Annotated in this window: 15 protein-coding genes; 8 read left to right on the forward strand and 7 right to left on the reverse strand. The window is 64.2% G+C overall.

Features of this window, described 5'->3' with window-relative positions; genetic code table 11:
• The coding region (gene argC / locus ACO1P8_RS13675) for an N-acetyl-gamma-glutamyl-phosphate reductase (protein ID WP_486296432.1) at positions 1–851 on the reverse strand (851 nt) is incomplete at its 3' end.
• Positions 852–971: 120 nt separating this feature from the next.
• Between argC and ACO1P8_RS13680 the strand changes: the two genes are divergently transcribed.
• Entirely contained in the window at positions 972–1865 is an 894-nt protein-coding gene (locus ACO1P8_RS13680; protein ID WP_486296433.1) for a LysR family transcriptional regulator, read from the forward strand.
• Between the two features lie 43 nt (positions 1866–1908).
• On the opposite strand, the gene ACO1P8_RS13685 is transcribed toward ACO1P8_RS13680, so the two are convergent.
• A complete protein-coding gene (locus ACO1P8_RS13685; protein WP_486296445.1) occupies positions 1909–2820 on the reverse strand; it encodes an AraC family transcriptional regulator in 912 nt (303 codons plus the stop codon).
• Positions 2821–2973: 153 nt separating this feature from the next.
• Here ACO1P8_RS13685 and ACO1P8_RS13690 point away from each other — a divergent pair, with 153 nt between their 5' ends.
• Positions 2974–3807, forward strand: a complete 834-nt coding sequence (locus tag ACO1P8_RS13690; protein WP_486296434.1) for an oxidoreductase — start codon at positions 2974–2976, stop codon at positions 3805–3807.
• Positions 3808–3935: 128 nt separating this feature from the next.
• On the opposite strand, the gene ACO1P8_RS13695 is transcribed toward ACO1P8_RS13690, so the two are convergent.
• Positions 3936–4787, reverse strand: a complete 852-nt coding sequence (locus tag ACO1P8_RS13695; protein ID WP_486296435.1) for an NAD(P)-dependent oxidoreductase — start codon at positions 4785–4787, stop codon at positions 3936–3938.
• Positions 4788–4911: 124 nt separating this feature from the next.
• Between ACO1P8_RS13695 and ACO1P8_RS13700 the strand changes: the two genes are divergently transcribed.
• Entirely contained in the window at positions 4912–5553 is a 642-nt protein-coding gene (locus ACO1P8_RS13700; RefSeq protein ID WP_486296436.1) for a TetR/AcrR family transcriptional regulator, read from the forward strand.
• Positions 5554–5681: 128 nt separating this feature from the next.
• The gene (locus ACO1P8_RS13705; protein ID WP_486296437.1) at positions 5682–6488 is read left to right on the forward strand and encodes a transporter substrate-binding domain-containing protein; all 807 of its coding nucleotides are present in this window, start codon (positions 5682–5684) and stop codon (positions 6486–6488) included.
• Positions 6489–6501: 13 nt separating this feature from the next.
• Here the strand turns inward: ACO1P8_RS13705 and ACO1P8_RS13710 are convergent, their stop codons facing one another.
• On the reverse strand, positions 6502–7467 hold the full coding sequence (locus tag ACO1P8_RS13710) for a helix-turn-helix domain-containing protein (RefSeq protein WP_486296438.1): 966 nt from the start codon (positions 7465–7467) through the stop codon (positions 6502–6504).
• A gap of 38 nt (positions 7468–7505) precedes the next feature.
• On the opposite strand from ACO1P8_RS13710, the gene allB reads away from it, so the two are divergent.
• From allB to ACO1P8_RS13725, 3 genes are all read left to right on the forward strand, one after another.
• Positions 7506–8870 (forward strand): allantoinase AllB, encoded by a 1365-nt coding sequence (gene allB / locus ACO1P8_RS13715; RefSeq protein WP_486296439.1) that lies wholly within the window; start codon positions 7506–7508, stop codon positions 8868–8870.
• Positions 8863–10221 carry an MmgE/PrpD family protein gene (locus tag ACO1P8_RS13720; RefSeq protein ID WP_486296440.1) on the forward strand — a complete coding sequence of 453 codons (1359 nt, stop codon included), beginning with the start codon at positions 8863–8865 and terminating at the stop codon, positions 10219–10221. Before allB ends, ACO1P8_RS13720 begins: the two co-directional genes overlap by 8 nt.
• A 95-nt stretch (positions 10222–10316) precedes the next feature.
• Positions 10317–11180, forward strand: coding sequence for a hypothetical protein (locus ACO1P8_RS13725; RefSeq protein ID WP_486296441.1), 864 nt, complete (start codon positions 10317–10319; stop codon positions 11178–11180).
• A 137-nt stretch (positions 11181–11317) separates the two neighbouring features.
• Here ACO1P8_RS13725 and ACO1P8_RS13730 read toward each other — a convergent pair whose 3' ends face one another.
• From ACO1P8_RS13730 to ACO1P8_RS13740, 3 genes are all read right to left on the reverse strand, one after another.
• Positions 11318–11764, reverse strand: coding sequence for a DUF72 domain-containing protein (locus ACO1P8_RS13730; RefSeq protein WP_486296442.1), 447 nt, complete (start codon positions 11762–11764; stop codon positions 11318–11320).
• Positions 11765–11846: 82 nt separating this feature from the next.
• Entirely contained in the window at positions 11847–12422 is a 576-nt protein-coding gene (locus ACO1P8_RS13735; protein ID WP_486296443.1) for a TetR/AcrR family transcriptional regulator, read from the reverse strand.
• Positions 12423–12506: 84 nt separating this feature from the next.
• On the reverse strand, positions 12507–13160 hold the full coding sequence (locus ACO1P8_RS13740; RefSeq protein WP_486296446.1) for a glutathione S-transferase: 654 nt from the start codon (positions 13158–13160) through the stop codon (positions 12507–12509).
• A gap of 456 nt (positions 13161–13616) precedes the next feature.
• Here ACO1P8_RS13740 and ACO1P8_RS13745 point away from each other — a divergent pair, with 456 nt between their 5' ends.
• Positions 13617–14390 carry an AraC family transcriptional regulator gene (locus tag ACO1P8_RS13745; protein ID WP_486296444.1) on the forward strand — a complete coding sequence of 258 codons (774 nt, stop codon included), beginning with the start codon at positions 13617–13619 and terminating at the stop codon, positions 14388–14390.
• Positions 14391–14539: the final 149 nt, after the last annotated feature.

Below are 14539 nucleotides of genomic sequence, written 5' to 3' on the forward strand. Positions count from 1 at the left end.
GCCAGCAGCACCTGCCCACGCCGGGCGTTGACGAACACGGCCAACCTGAGGTCGTTGGTTCCATTCAATGCCTGGGGATCGAGATGCGTCGTCGCCTCGGCCTGCGCCAGCGGCATCACTTGGACATGAGGCTCGCCGGCATACCGGCTGGCCAGGCAAGCGTGCAGGCGTTCGCCGTCGACGCCGGCCGGCAGCAGGCGCAGCTCGATGGGCACCGTCAGCACGATCCCCTGCCGATACGCGCCATAGGCCGGCACGAAGAAGGGCCGGTGCTCCAGATCCGCATGCAGTTGCATCTCTGGTGTGTGCTTGTGTTCCAGTGCCAGTCCATACACCTGGGAAGGCGCCACGGACGGCGATGCGCCCGCCTCGTGGGCCTCGATCGCCGCCCTTCCCCCGCCCGAGTATCCGGAGATCGCCGAGACGGCCACCGGATAGTCGCGGGGCAACAGGCCGGCCTGCACCAGCGGCCGCAGCAGGGCGATCGCCCCGGTCGGGTAGCAGCCTGGATTGGTGACACGCGCCGCCTGGGCGATGCGCCGCGCCTGTCCCGCAGCCATCTCCGGAAACCCATAGACCCAATCCGGCTGGGTACGGTGCGCCGAGCTCGCGTCGATCACCCGCACGTTCGGATTCTCGATAAAGGCCACCGCCTCGCGCGCGGCCGCGTCAGGCAGGCACAGGATCGCGATGTCGCAATCGTTGATCGCCTGCGCGCGACGCCGGGCGTCCTTGCGTTCCGCGGCGGGCAAGGTGATCAGCCGCAAATCGCCGCGGTCCCGCAGGCGGTCGTGGATCTGCAACCCGGTCGTGCCCTGGTCGCCGTCGATGAATACGGTGGGAAGATTCATGGCTTCGCGCCCTCGCGTTGTATGTGCCTATGGGATTGCCGTATATTCACCCCGATCCGAAAATAGGAAAACTTGAATTTCCTGATCGACAGATGCAGGAATTCTGAACAAGGATGACCGATGCGCGAGATCAGCCTGGACCGCCTGCGCACGCTCGTGGCGATTGCCGACCACGGGTCCTTTGCCGCCGCCGCGCGGCTGCTGCACCTGGCGCCTCCCACGGTCAGCCTGCATATCGCCGAGCTCGAACGCCGTATCGGCACCGCTTTGCTGTCCCGCCGGCGGGGCAACGTGCGGCCATCGGCGGCGGGGGAAATGCTGGTGGAACGGGCGCGCCGGCTGCTGTCCGAAGTCGAATCCACGCTGGACGACGTCAGCCGTCAAGTACAGGGCTTGGCCGGGCGCGTTCGGCTGGGCGCCTCCACCGGCGCCATCGCGCATCTATTGCCACAGGCGGTGGAACGGCTGCGCAAGCACCATCCGGATATCGAAGTGCAGATCGCCGTGCTCACATCGCAGGAAACGCTGGCGCGCCTCGCGCAGGGCAAGCTGGACGTGGGCCTGGTCGCCCTGCCCCAGGCGCCGGTCGCCGGCCTGTCCATCCGGGCGTGGCGCCGCGATCCGGTGATGGCGTTCCTGCCCTCCGCCTGGCGTGCCCCGGCCCGCGTCACGCCGGCGTGGCTGGCGGTACGACCGCTGATTCTCAACGACGCCAGCACCCGCCTGTCGCGGCTGACATCCGAATGGTTCGCGGTGGGCGGCTACCGGCCGGCGCCGCGCATCGAGCTGAACTACAACGACGCCATCAAAAGCCTCGTCGCGGCGGGCTATGGTGCCGCGCTGCTGCCGCACGAGGCGGGGGCGCAGCAGCCGGATACGCGGATCGCCCTGCGCCCGCTACGTCCCGCCCTCTGGCGCGAACTTGGCATCGCCCATCGCGCCGGGCCCGCCGAACGCGCGACGCAGCACGTGCTGGACGCGCTGTGGGAGTTGAAAGGACGAGGCGAAGGGTGACCGGCTCCGGCGGACCGGCGGCTCGCGCGGTGTGCGGCAGGCATCAGTGCGACGAAACATAATCCAATCGGGCGGGTTCCGGCGGCATGGCGAACCCTTCCCGCATCCGCTTCGTTTCGGCGGCGGGGGTCAGCCCGAAGAGCCGCTTGAACTCCCGATTGAACTGTGAAGGGCTCGCATATCCGACGGCATGGCTGGCGGCCTCCGCGGTCATTCCCTGGCGCACCATCAGCAAACGTGCCTGGTGCAGGCGGGTGGACTTCACGTACTGCATGGGCGACGTGCGCGTGATGGTCTTGAAGTGGCTGTGGAAGGTGGGCACGCTCATGCCCGCCTCATGGGCCAATTGCCCGAGGTCCAGCGGCTGCGCATAGGCGTTGTGGATACGGCGCAGCGCCTTGCCGATTTTCCCGAACTGGCCCTGCATGGCCAAGGCGGAGCGCATCGCCTTGCCCTGCGCGCCTGTCAGGACGCGGAAATACAGTTCCCGCACCAGGGCGGGTCCCAGGATCGCGGCGTCGAGCGGCCGATTCATCGCATCCAGAAAGCGCATCACCGAGGCCCGCAACGGCGCGTCCATGCGACTGGACATCATGCTCTGGGGAACTTCTTCGGGCGCCGGCGTCCCCTGCTGATCGATCTGCATCGTCAACTCGGCGGCCAGGCGGAAGTCCAGATGCATGTAGATGGCCAGCAGCGGCCGCTGCGGCGTGCCCTCGGATTCCATCGTAAACGGCACCGGCACGGACACCGCCAGATAGTGCTGTTCGTCGTACAGGTAGACCTCGCCGCCGAAGAAGCCGCGCTTGCGGCCCTGGCAAACGATGACGATGCCAGGGTCGTACAGGACAGGGACGCGCGACAGCGGGCGATCCGAACGCAGGATGCGCACATCGGGCAGCGCCGTCAGGTTGTATCCCTCGTCGGGCGCCAAGGCACGCACCAAGGCGGCCATGCGCTGCTGCTCGTCGCGCGGCCGGGCCTGGCGATTTCGTTCACCTTCGCGCAAGGTCATAGGAATAGGCAAGGAAATCAGAATTTCCGCCCTGATAAGGGTAGCTGCAAAATAATAATGTACAAGCTTTCCAACATTCATCGGAGCTTCCCCATGTCATCCGTCAAGACTCTGCTCATTACCGGCGTCAGCAGCGGCTTCGGCCGGGCCCTGGCGCGGGCGGCGATCGCCGCCGGCCATCGTGTCGTCGGTACGGTGCGCAGCGAACAGGCGAAGCAGGATTTCGAAGGTCTCGCCCCCGATAACGCGACAGGCTACGTGCTGGACGTCACCGACTTCGATTCCATCGCCGGCGTGGTAGCCGACATCGAAGCGGCCGTCGGGCCTATCGATGTCCTCGTGAACAATGCGGGCTACGGCCACGAAGGCGTCATGGAGGAATCCCCGCTGGCGGATATGCGCCGGCAATTCGACGTCAACGTCTTTGGCGCCGTCGCCATGACCAAGGCAGTGCTGCCCTATATGCGCGCGCGCCGGCGCGGACACATCCTGAACATCACTTCGATGGGCGGCTTCGTCACCATGCCGGGCATCGCGTACTACTGCGGCAGCAAGTTCGCGCTGGAGGGTATCTCCGAGGCGCTCGGCCAGGAGGTGAAGCCTTTCGGCATCCACGTCACGGCTGTAGCGCCGGGTTCGTTCCGCACGGATTGGGCCGGCCGCTCCATGGCGCGCACGCCGCGCTCGATTGCCGACTACGATGCGCTATTCGATCCGATCCGCAAAGCCCGCGAGGAAAAGAGCGGCAAGCAGCTGGGCGATCCGGAGAAAGCGGCCCATGCCATGCTGGCTGTTATCGGAAGCGACGCACCGCCGGCGCATCTGCTGCTGGGCAGCGACGCGCTAAAGCTGGTGCGGCAGAAGCTGGCGGCGTTGACGGACGAACTCGATGCATGGGAAGCGGTCACGCGTTCGACGGACGGCTGACGCCCCTCTCCCCAACCACGGCACGGCGGCGGTCGATGCGGCATGCCGCGCGCGCCCACGCGCGCCGGCCGCTCGAACGGGCCAGCACCGAGGCCCAGAGGGTAACGACCGCGCTGGCGTTCACCTGCTCAAGCCTTCGACCGGATGGTGTAGTCGGCCATTACGGACCAATCCTTGTTTCCGCCCCCGGCCTCGACCGCTTCGGCCATCCGGCGATGCACGGCCTCCAGCATCGGCAGCCGCCGCCCCTGCTCTTGCGCCGCCGCGTCGGCAAGCCGCAAATCCTTCAACCCCAGCGTGGCCTTGAACCCGGCCTCGTGCCGGTCCTGGATGATGTGGGACGAATAGACCTGATAGGAACGGCTGCCGAACAGCGTGTTCAGAATCAAATCGAAGAAGCGCTCCCGTCCCAATCCGTTGGATTCGGTCAGTACCACGGCTTCGGCCATTGCTTCGATCGCCATCGCGATCATCATGTTGCAGGCGATCTTGGCTGCGTGAGCCATGGGCGGCTGGTCGCCCATGTCCCAGATCCGCTTGCCGATGACTTCCAGTGCCGGTCTCGCTTTCCCGGTCGCCGCCGGCGCGCCGGCCAAAAGGATATTGAGTTCGCCTTTGGCCGCGACATCCGGGCGTCCAAGAACGGGCGCGGCCACATAGTCGATCCCCGCGGCGCGGTGGCACTCCACCAGTTCGCGCGCGAATTCCAGGGAAATCGTCGAGCACACCACATGCACCAGGCCGGGCCGGGCCTGCGACAGAAGGCCGGGGTCGAGCAGGACACCGCGGATCGCCGCGTCGTCGGACAGCATCGTCAACACCACCTCGGCCTGCAAGACCTGCGCGGGCGTCTGCGCCACGCGTACGCCCTCCACATGCCCGCCCGACCGATTCCAGGCGATGACCGCGTGGCCCGCGGCGGCGAGATTGCGGGCAATCTCCTTGCCCATTGCGCCTAGCCCGATGATTCCGATTTCCATAAGCGACTCCTGGTGTATGGCCAATATATATATCGATCGGTACATTACTTGTGCGGCACAGGGGCTGTCAACGACTTATGTATTAATTGGTATATTTATCCCAACAATTCTCGTGGATACTGACATGGCGGTGATGGGACGCCCCCGGACCTTCGACCGGGACAAGGCAATAGAAGAAGCGATGCAAGTCTTCTGGCAGAACGGCTACGAATCGACGTCGCTGAGCCAGCTGAAGGCAGCAATCGGAAACGGCATTTCCGCACCAAGCTTTTATGCGGCCTTCGGTTCCAAGGAAGCGCTGTTCCAGGAATGCGTACAGCGCTACCTATCGACGTATGCGCGGGTCACGGAAGGTCTTTGGGACGCTGCCCTTGCGCCGCGCGACGCCATCGAATCTACGCTACGCAATTCGGCAAGGATGCAGTGCGAACGCGGACATCCCAAGGGCTGCATGGTCGGTCTCGGTGTCATGAGCGCGCCGTCCCCGGAACACTCGGAAGTCACGGCGCGGTTGACGCAGTCGCGGGCGCGCACGCGGGCCGGTATCACCCACTGTGTGCAACGGGCGGTCGATAACGGCGAGTTGCGGGCCGACACCGACGTCCGCGCCCTGGCCACCGTGTTCGATGCCTTCCTGCTGGGCCTGTCCACCCTGGCGCGCGACGGTGTTCGTCACGGCACCATGGAAGCCGCCATCACGCAGGTCATGGCGGCCTGGGATGCGGTCATCGCGCCCCCCTCCAGCCGAACCCACGGTGGGTCGTGATCCGGGAGTCTCAATTCCTGAGACGAGCCGCAAATTCTGGTCTGGCGCCCGGGTATCGCCAAGGACAGAATGTCCGTAAGGGGCGAGAAGGGAAACGAAGCCCCATCAACACTCTCCGGGGAAAATCCATGCGTTTCTCATTCCGCCCAGCCTCCGCATGCGCCGTTGGCCTCTTGGCTTGCCTGAGTATCCTGACCGCGGATGCCAGGGCCGACCGCCTCGACGACATCATGTCGCGCGGTGTCGTCCGGGTCGGCATCATGACCGACTACCCGCCGTTCGGCACCGTCGACCAGCAGATGAAGCCGCAGGGCTACGACATCGACATGTCGGCGTTACTGGCGAAGGCCTGGAACGTGCGAGTGGAGTTCGTTCCCGTGACCGCGCCCAACCGCGTTCCCACGCTGCAAACAGGAAAGGCCGACATCATGCTCAATATCGGCCGCAGCGAAGAACGCGCGAAGATCGTGGACTTCACCCAACCTTATGCACCTTATTTCATCGGCATTTATGGCAAGCCCGGCACCGCGCCTATCGGTGGCTTGAACGACTTGAGCGGAGTCTCCGTCGCGGTCACCAAAGGTGCCATCGAAGACCGCCTCCTGACCGAACAGGCCAGGACCGCCATACTCAAGCGCTATGACGACAACGCCAGCACCATAACCGCCTTTTTCAGCGGCCAGGCCAACACGATGGCGATCGGAAATGTCATTGCCCTTGCGCTACGCCAGAAAGGCTCGCCGGCTTTCGAGCAAAAACTGATTCTGCTCAACTCCCCCGTACATGCCGCCGTGCCCAAGGGCGAGAAGCGCCTGCTCGACAAGATGAACGCCTTTTTATCCGGCATCAAGGCGGACGGCCACCTGAACGCAATCTCGGAAAAATGGATGCAACAGCCGCTTCCGCGGGACATCCTGCAAGCCAAGGCAAAGTGAGGGCAATAGCGCTTCAGGCCCGCATGAGCAGACGGCGACGTATGAAGTCCGCCGCCCGCTGACCGGTCAATACCTCGGACCACAGATCGGCGGCGAGCTGCTGATGCAGGCGCAGCGCTTCGGCATCCTGCGAGATCGTTCCGACCCCACGCCAGACATTCAACTGCGGGCCCACTCGAAACGGGCTCGTCAACGCGAAAGTGGCGTCGGACTGACGGATCACGGAGAAACTGGTAGTGGGCAGGCGATCAAACAGAATGCCGATCTGGACCCCGATGGGCGGCGACTCCAGCAACTGCGCCACGCGCTCCAACTCGTGCCGCACCATGTCGCGATGCGCATGCCTGACCAGGGGGTCGGTATCCGCGTCATCCAGCCCTTGTTCCGTGAATTGCACCAGTTCGGGCAACGAAAGCACATTCGTTATTGCGGGACGCCGCTTCAGGTATTGGGTTTTGCGCAGCGTGAGTATCGACATGAGCGCGTCAATGTCGGTTCGCGCGCGTGCCGAACGCCGAGTCGCCGCATCCCGGGCGGCCAAGGCCTTTTTCAGCGAAACATCGTACTCGTCGGATGTGAGCAGATAAACGATGGGACCGAACGCCGCAAAAATATGCTCGGCGCGCGCCTCGATCTGCCGCAGCCGCTCGAAATAGGCAAGGGCCGATGACACATACTCAACCCCAACGCCGAGCAAAGTTTCCATCGGCACATCGAGCAACCTCGAAACGCGCGACAGCACATCCAGCCGGCCGATGCCCTGCGCCTCCATGCGGTAGACCGAAGCGCGCGAGACATTCAGCCGGGCGCCCAACGCCTCCGCGCTGAGGCCGGCGCCAATCCGGTACGCGCGCAGGCGGAGGCCGATTTCCAACAACTTCGAATTCATATCCGCAGGTCCTTTTGCCCGCACCGGGACAGCGACGATCTCACCAGACGCGACGGTTGTGCCCTTGCCGAAGCTTGTAATGCAAGTCATGTTGAAAGTAAATCCATGTTCCTACCAAGAGAGCCATCATGCTTGACCTGATCATCACCGGAGGCCACGCGGTCATCGGAGACGAGGTCGTGCGGGCCGACATCGCGGTCGACGCCGGACGCATCGCGGCCATCGGGGAGCTTTCGGGCTTGCCTGGCGCCCGCACCGTCATCGACGCAACCGGCCTTCATGTCCTGCCTGGTGCCATCGATTGCCATGTCCACTTCCGGGATCCGGGTTGGACCTATAAAGAGAACTGGCGGACGGGATCCGCCGCCGCTGCCGCGGGGGGCGTGACGACCGTCATGGATATGCCGAACACGGACCCTCCGACGGCAAACCCGGATGCGCTGGCGCGCAAGCGCGACCGAGCCGCTTCCCTGTCCCTGGTGGATTGGGGGCTGTACGGCGTGCTCGATAGCAGCAGCCTGCGGCATCTGCAGGCACTGGTCGCCGATGGTATCGCCGGCTTCAAGTGCTTCATGACGGAAAGCACCGGCGACCTCGAATCCCCGGACGATGGCGTGATCTACGAAGGGCTGGAGCGACTCGGCCAGCTGGGCGTGCGATGTTCCGTGCACGCGGAAAACGCCGCCATCATGCAGCATCGGCGGCGCCAATTCATGGAGGCGGGCCGGACCGACGCCAGGGCGCACGAGGAATCCCGTCCGGAGGTCTGCGAAGTCGAGGCAATCGGCAGGGTCTCCGCGCTGGCACAAGCGGCGCGCGCGCGAGTACACATTGCTCATGTAAGCTCCGCCGGCGGCGTGAACGCTATCCGACGGGCCAAGGCGCAAGGGCTGGACATGACCGCCGAGACATGCCCGCAGTATCTGCTCTTCGGCCTTCCGGAGATCGACGCGCTCGCCGGCATGGTAAGGGTAAATCCCCCGATTCGGGGCGGCGCGCACGCCGACGCCCTCTGGAAGGGGCTGCTCGACGGCACCATCGGGATGATCGCGACAGACCACGCGCCTCATACCGAAGAGGAAAAAAGCAATCCGGATATCTGGAAATGCTGCCGAGGCATGATCGGACTCGAGACCCAGATGCCCGTCATGCTGACCGAGTCGCAGCGCGGCCGGATGAGTCTTGCCGAGTACGTGCGCTGGAGCGCGCTCGCTCCTGCGCTGGCATGGGGTCTGTACCCGCGCAAGGGACACATCGGTGTCGGTGCCGACGCCGACTTCGCGATCGTGGATCTGGATGGAAGACACCGGATAGACCAATCGGCGCTTCATTCTCTCAACCGGATTTCTCCCTGGCATGGACGCCTGGTCACCGCCCGGCCAGTACATACGCTGGTGCGAGGAGAGCCGGTCATGTGGAATCGGCGTGTGGTCGGCAAACCCGGGTGGGGCAAGCCGGTAGCGCCGGATTGGCGCGGATCCAACCATGGATGAATCCAACGCCGCCTTGCGTCGTGTGTGCCTGTGGGCCACAGCCACAAGCCTGCATGACATCCCTGCCGACGTGGTAGTCCGTATCGGCGCGGTCGCCGCCGATACGATTGCCTGCGCCCTGGCGGGTTCCCACGACGCCGAACTGCTTGACTGGGCCGGTTCGCCATCCGGCATGGACCTCGATGGCGAATGCACAGTGCTTGGATGGCCGGGATCGCGGCTGCCGCGGGGCCAGGCTGCCGCGCGCAATGCCATCTGCGCGAACTGGCAGCAACTCGATGAAGGTCATCGCCACCTGATGTGCCACGCCGGCATATATTGCGTACCGGCCGCGCTGGCGGAATGCGAGGCCGAAAACCGCAGCGTGCAGTGCTTTTTGCGCGCCGTTGCCCTGGGTTACGAGATCACTTGCCGGCTGGCCCGGGCCTGGACGTCCGCCGCGGCCCCGCTCCATCCCCACTCTTTGTGGAGCACATTCGGCGCCACCGCCACGCTTGGACTGCTGCGCGGCTTTTCCGGTGAGCGCTTGTTCGAGGCTCTGCTGCATGCCGCCTCGGTAGCCGCGCCAAGGCACTTCGCCATCGTGACAGACGGTGGATTGGCCGCAAACCTTTGGGTGGGAATGGGCGTGGACCACGCCTTCACCTGCGTGGAATGGGTCACGAAGCGCCTTAGCGCGGCCGGGAGCGCCTTGAAGCGGCTGAGCGAACTACTGCGGGCGCAGATGGACGCCTCGGCTTGCTCGGACGACCTGGGTCTGTCATGGGCGGTTCGCGACAACTATTTCAAGACGCTTCCCTGCGCCGGGCAGAGCCACGCCGCGTTGGAAGCGCTATTGCAAGCGCGCGCGAGCCTGGCGAAGGACGGCGTCGTGTCGTTCGACGAGAACGTCCAGATCGATGCACAGGTCCACGATTTCGGTTTGAACATGGGACAACGCATTGTCGCGACCAGTCTGGCGGCCCGCTTTTCCATTCCTCATCTACTTGCGGTCGCCTGGCTCCATGGCCGGACCGATGCCCAGGCTTTGGGGCCGGAGTACCTGCACGATGTCCAGGTGGCACGACTACGGAATACTGTTCGACTGCGCTTGCTGCAGCCCGCCTTGCCGGCGCCTCATCACCGTGCCGCGCGCGTCACTGTATACGCGGGCCACAATCTTCTCGGGCAAGGCTTCTGCCTATCGCCCCAGGGCAGTCAAGACCGACCGTTCACGATTGCTGACGTGGCGCGGAAATGCCTGTCACTGGCAGCGAGCCGTCATTCCAGGCTGCTCGAAGTCCTGTTGAATCTGCCCGCTTGCCTACAGGACATCCAGGCCATCGAACTGCGAAAGATGTTGCCGGACTGAATCGCGGGACAGGCGGGGTCGGCACTGTTACTCTGATCGCATTCCTGCAGACCCGCTCCCCCCGGGGCGGCAGGCGTTATGGCGGACCTCGCACCATGCTCAACCTATTGCTCCAAACCACGATCGAAACGGACCCGGACGATTGGAATATCGCGCGCTTCAGCCGCCTGGCATCCTTTCTCTCGGAACAGCGGGATAACGACGGCCGGCCGGCCTTCCGGGTAACGGCGCGCGACCGTTCGTCCCGAACGGCACCGGATCCCGTGCTGTCGACCCTGCACGATTCCGATTTCGACCAACTCTGGCTGTTCGCGGTGGACACCGGGGATGGCCTGACGCCAGAGGATTGCGAGGGGATCGGGCGATTCCGGCGCCGCGGCGGCGGTGTCCTCCTGACGCGCGACCATATGGACCTGGGCAGTTCGCTCTGCAATCTCGGCGGCATCGGTGAAGCGCATCACTTCCATAGCCGCAACTGCGAGCCCGACAGCAGCCGCCACTGCGTCGACAACCCCGACTCGGGAAAGATTTCCTGGCCCAACTACCACTCCGGCGCCAACGGCGATTTCCAGCGCGTGCATCCGGTCGGTAGCGTCCATCCCGTGCTAAGGGACGAATCGTCGCCGGACGGCGCGCTCCAGTACCTGCCCGCACATCCGCATGAAGGCGGCGTCAGCGCGCCGCCGGGCGGCGCAAGCAGCCGGGTCATCCTGGAAGGACAGAGCACCGCCTCGGGAAGGCGCTTCAATATCGCCGTGGCGTTCGAGCGCTCCGAGGACGGCGGGAGGGCCATCGCGCAGTCGACCTTCCATCATTTCGCCGACTACAACTGGGATCCCGCAGCCGGCTGTCCCTCCTTCGTCACCGAGCCGGCAGGTGACGGGATGATTCGAGTTCCCGAAGCCATGCGTTCGACGCAGCAATACGTTCGCAATGTCGCCTTTTGGCTGAACTCCTGAACCGCATTCCGCCGATCCGCCACATCCACCCTACCCGTTCTAAGGGATGGGGCATTGTGAACGGCAATCCGTCTTCCGTAACGGCGCTGAGAATTCGGCACGACAGTCCAGGCTTTGGAACCGATTCGGCACGACCGTTATCCTGACGACACGGGCGGCCTCAGCAGCTCCATCAGGTTCAACGCGTTGGGCACCGCCTGACCGCGAGCCGTGTTATCGAAGATGCACCACACCTGCTTGCTCCGCTGGTGCGCGAGACGCATTTGGGTCGCGACGGCTTCAAGAAATCTATCGTCATACGCCGAATAGTACATATCGGGCGCGCCGTGCAAACGCCGTTCGCGGGTAATGGCGCGTGGGATCTTCACGCTGAATCGGAAGGCATCCGGGACGCTATCCGCCCACCGCGCATAGGTCTTGGCTTGATGCGAGCGATAGAACGAGGAATTGATCTCGACACAGGAAAACACCCGCGCATACCGCTCTAGGTGGCTGCCTTCCCCCGGGAAGCGTTCCGCGCAGCCGGGGGGAAGCGTCCAGCCGGCACATCCGACGCGTACTGAAGAACCTTGTCTTGCAGCCATTTGCCCGTTCCATTCGGCTCCGTGGCGGCTCGACCCGTCGGGTCGGCCCGATGATTGCGCCCGCTTGACAAAAGCCGGCGCCCTACGCCGGCAAGAGCCCCGCTGCCCGGTAGCTGGCGATCATCGCATCGAAGAGCTTTATGTCGGAACGGCCTCGCGCCATCAGTTGGGCGCCGGCGATCGCGGCGAATATGGCGGACGCTCGTTTCTTGGCATCCCTGCTTCCGACAATTCCGGCCGCGACGAGATGCTTCTGAAGCCAGGCGACATTGACGTCGGAAAATGCCTGGACCTCTTTCTTCACCGGGTCCGGCAGATCGTCGTATTCGGCGGCCATGAAGCTGCACAGGCACATGCGATTGTCGCTCTCCAAGGCCTTGCGGAAGGTCTCGGGATATCTGCGCAGGCAATCGGCCGGATCCGGGAACTTCGCGGACAACGCTTCCAATGCAATCGCCGAATCTTCCCAATAACGCCTCGCGACCGCGGCCGCAAGGTCGGCCTTGCTCGGGAAATGGTGATAGAGGCTGGCTGCCTTCATGCCGACCTCTTCGGCCAGGCTGCGAAGGTTCAAGCCGCCGTAGCCGTGCGCCTGCGCGATCTTTGTTGCGACCGATAGGATGCGGTCGCTGGAACTGGTACTTGCCCGGTTCTCCACGAATCTCCCCTGGGTAAGGCCTTGGCGACACGTAGTATAGCGAGCCGAGCCTGGCCGCTCAGGGGTGCTTCCAAAGGGTCATCTTCACTCGATTGCACGGCCGGCAAATGCCGGTTGGCTCCGCACACTGGGGCGCTTCTTCATTCTTTCGTACCACGCCAATAGCGCCGTGCATGCTTCGGGGATCGGCAGCTCGACGATCGCGGCGAAGACCAACCCGCCGATGACCGTGATATCGGCCATCGAGAATGCGTCGCCGGCGACATAAGGCCGGCTTTTCAGCACCGCGTCGAAGTAGTGCATGCCGCGCACGGCCTTGTCCCGCTGCCGGAATCCCCATTCGGGGTTCTGGTACAGCTCGACCTGCGGTCCCAGCCCGGCCGTCCCGTGATGGAAGTACACACTGATAGCGTCAAGCATCTCCAGCTCGGCGCGCTTGCTCATCATGTGGATCAGGCCTTTCTCCAGGGGCGTCCGGCCGGTCAGCGTGGGATTGCCGTCCAGGCCATCCAGATACTCCGTAATGGCGGTGCACTCCGCGATGCAGGTGCCGTCAGCGAGCTCCAGCACCGGCAACGTACCCGAGTAGTTCTTGTCCGCGATGAACTCGGGATTTTTGTGTTCCCCTTTGTACAAATCGACCATCACGAACCGAGCCCGCGATTGCAAGCCCTTTTCCGCAAGCGCGATGCGAACCCGGGTTGGGTACGGTCCCTGCGGAAAGTCATAGATCGTCATCGTCGACGGTTGGTCTCCACCGACACGCTTCACAACGGTACTCATTGGTTTTCTCTCCAAGGTTGGTTCGCAAGAATGGAACCGCATATTGCAGCCTACCTAACGTACGTTAGGTAGGCGAACGATATGCTGCCGGCCGGCGGTTGTCAATCACACCGCGTCGAGATGGTTTTCATCCCACGGTGGCGCCAGGGTCGCGATTCGTGCAGCGGTTTTCCGTATGATTGGACAAGATCGTTCGCTTGGCGGCACATCGGCCAAGTGCTTTGCCCGACATGCCCATCAAGCCAGGAGATCGGCGCAAGCGCATTTATCCCCAGGCCGTCTGTACGACGCATGGCCGGCTTTTCCAGGACGCACCGCCCTATCTCATCGAAGCCCCGTATGCACGCAACCCGTTCCTCGCGGACGCAGCCCCGCACCGACCCTACCCAGAAGTTCTGGCGCGATCCGGCCATGCCTTTCGTCGAAAGCCGGCGGGCGTGCCACAGCCGGGCCTGCTACCGCCCGCATCACCATCCGACCTTTTCCATCGGCGCGGTCGACGGGGGCCGTAGCGTCTTCACCGGCGCACCCAACGGCCCGGTGGAACTGCTGGTCGGCACGCTGGTGTTCGTACCGGCCGAACGTGTTCATGCCTGCAACCCAGTGCGCGACGCTGCCTGGAGCTACCAGATGCTGCACCTGGACGCGGACTGGCTGCGGGCTGTCCGTCAGGAGTATGCCCGGACCGATTCGATCGACAACGAACCTGTGCGCATCGTCATCGCGCCAACGATCTACGCGCGCTTCTGCCAGCTCAACGCGCTGTTGTTTTCCGAAACGAGCACGCGCGATAAAGAAGCCGCGCTGATCGAATTCATCGGTGACTGCGACACCGAACAGGGCTTGCGCATCGAAGCCCCGAGCGTCCCGTCGCGGCTGGCCAGACAGATCCGGCCGGCGCTGGATAGCCTGCGCGCCGCACCGGCGGCGGGCATCGCCCTGAGCGAGCTGGCGCGGCTCGCCCGCATGAGCCGCTATCAAGTGATTCGTGCCTTTCGCGCTGTCACCGGCATGACGCCGCACGCCTGGCAGTTGAACCTGCGCATCAACCTGGCCAGGGAGCGGATGCGGCAGGGAGACAGCCTCTCCGACGTGGCCCAACACCTGGGCTTCGCCGATCAAGCCCACTTCCAGCGCGTCTTCAAGGCACACACGGGCGTGACGCCCGGCCGTTTCCGCGCATAGCCGGACGCGGCGCGGCTGCAATTTCCTTCAATACATAAGGCGCGGCGCCCGGCACACTGCGTGGGAAAACTCGCACATATGCCCTGAATGCAGCAGTTCCTGATGATCGCCGCGGCGCATTTCCTGGCGCTGCTTTCCCCCGGCCCGGA

The sequence above is a fragment of the Bordetella sp. genome, assembly GCF_057362025.1.

Bases quoted from the DNA above. Each gene is read 5' to 3' on its own strand.
- ACO1P8_RS13680 (WP_486296433.1), top strand. From the start codon at position 972: ATGCGCGAGATCAGCCTGGACCGCCTGCGCACGCTCGTGGCGATTGCC.
- ACO1P8_RS13685 (WP_486296445.1), bottom strand. From the start codon at position 2,820: ATGGCCGCCTTGGTGCGTGCCTTGGCGCCCGACGAGGGATACAACCTG.
- ACO1P8_RS13690 (WP_486296434.1), top strand. From the start codon at position 2,974: ATGTCATCCGTCAAGACTCTGCTCATTACCGGCGTCAGCAGCGGCTTC.
- ACO1P8_RS13695 (WP_486296435.1), bottom strand. From the start codon at position 4,787: ATGGAAATCGGAATCATCGGGCTAGGCGCAATGGGCAAGGAGATTGCC.
- ACO1P8_RS13700 (WP_486296436.1), top strand. From the start codon at position 4,912: ATGGCGGTGATGGGACGCCCCCGGACCTTCGACCGGGACAAGGCAATA.
- ACO1P8_RS13705 (WP_486296437.1), top strand. From the start codon at position 5,682: ATGCGTTTCTCATTCCGCCCAGCCTCCGCATGCGCCGTTGGCCTCTTG.
- ACO1P8_RS13710 (WP_486296438.1), bottom strand. From the start codon at position 7,467: ATGACTTGCATTACAAGCTTCGGCAAGGGCACAACCGTCGCGTCTGGT.
- allB (WP_486296439.1), top strand. From the start codon at position 7,506: ATGCTTGACCTGATCATCACCGGAGGCCACGCGGTCATCGGAGACGAG.
- ACO1P8_RS13720 (WP_486296440.1), top strand. From the start codon at position 8,863: ATGGATGAATCCAACGCCGCCTTGCGTCGTGTGTGCCTGTGGGCCACA.
- ACO1P8_RS13725 (WP_486296441.1), top strand. From the start codon at position 10,317: ATGCTCAACCTATTGCTCCAAACCACGATCGAAACGGACCCGGACGAT.
- ACO1P8_RS13730 (WP_486296442.1), bottom strand. From the start codon at position 11,764: ATGGCTGCAAGACAAGGTTCTTCAGTACGCGTCGGATGTGCCGGCTGG.
- ACO1P8_RS13740 (WP_486296446.1), bottom strand. From the start codon at position 13,160: ATGACGATCTATGACTTTCCGCAGGGACCGTACCCAACCCGGGTTCGC.
- ACO1P8_RS13745 (WP_486296444.1), top strand. From the start codon at position 13,617: ATGCCTTTCGTCGAAAGCCGGCGGGCGTGCCACAGCCGGGCCTGCTAC.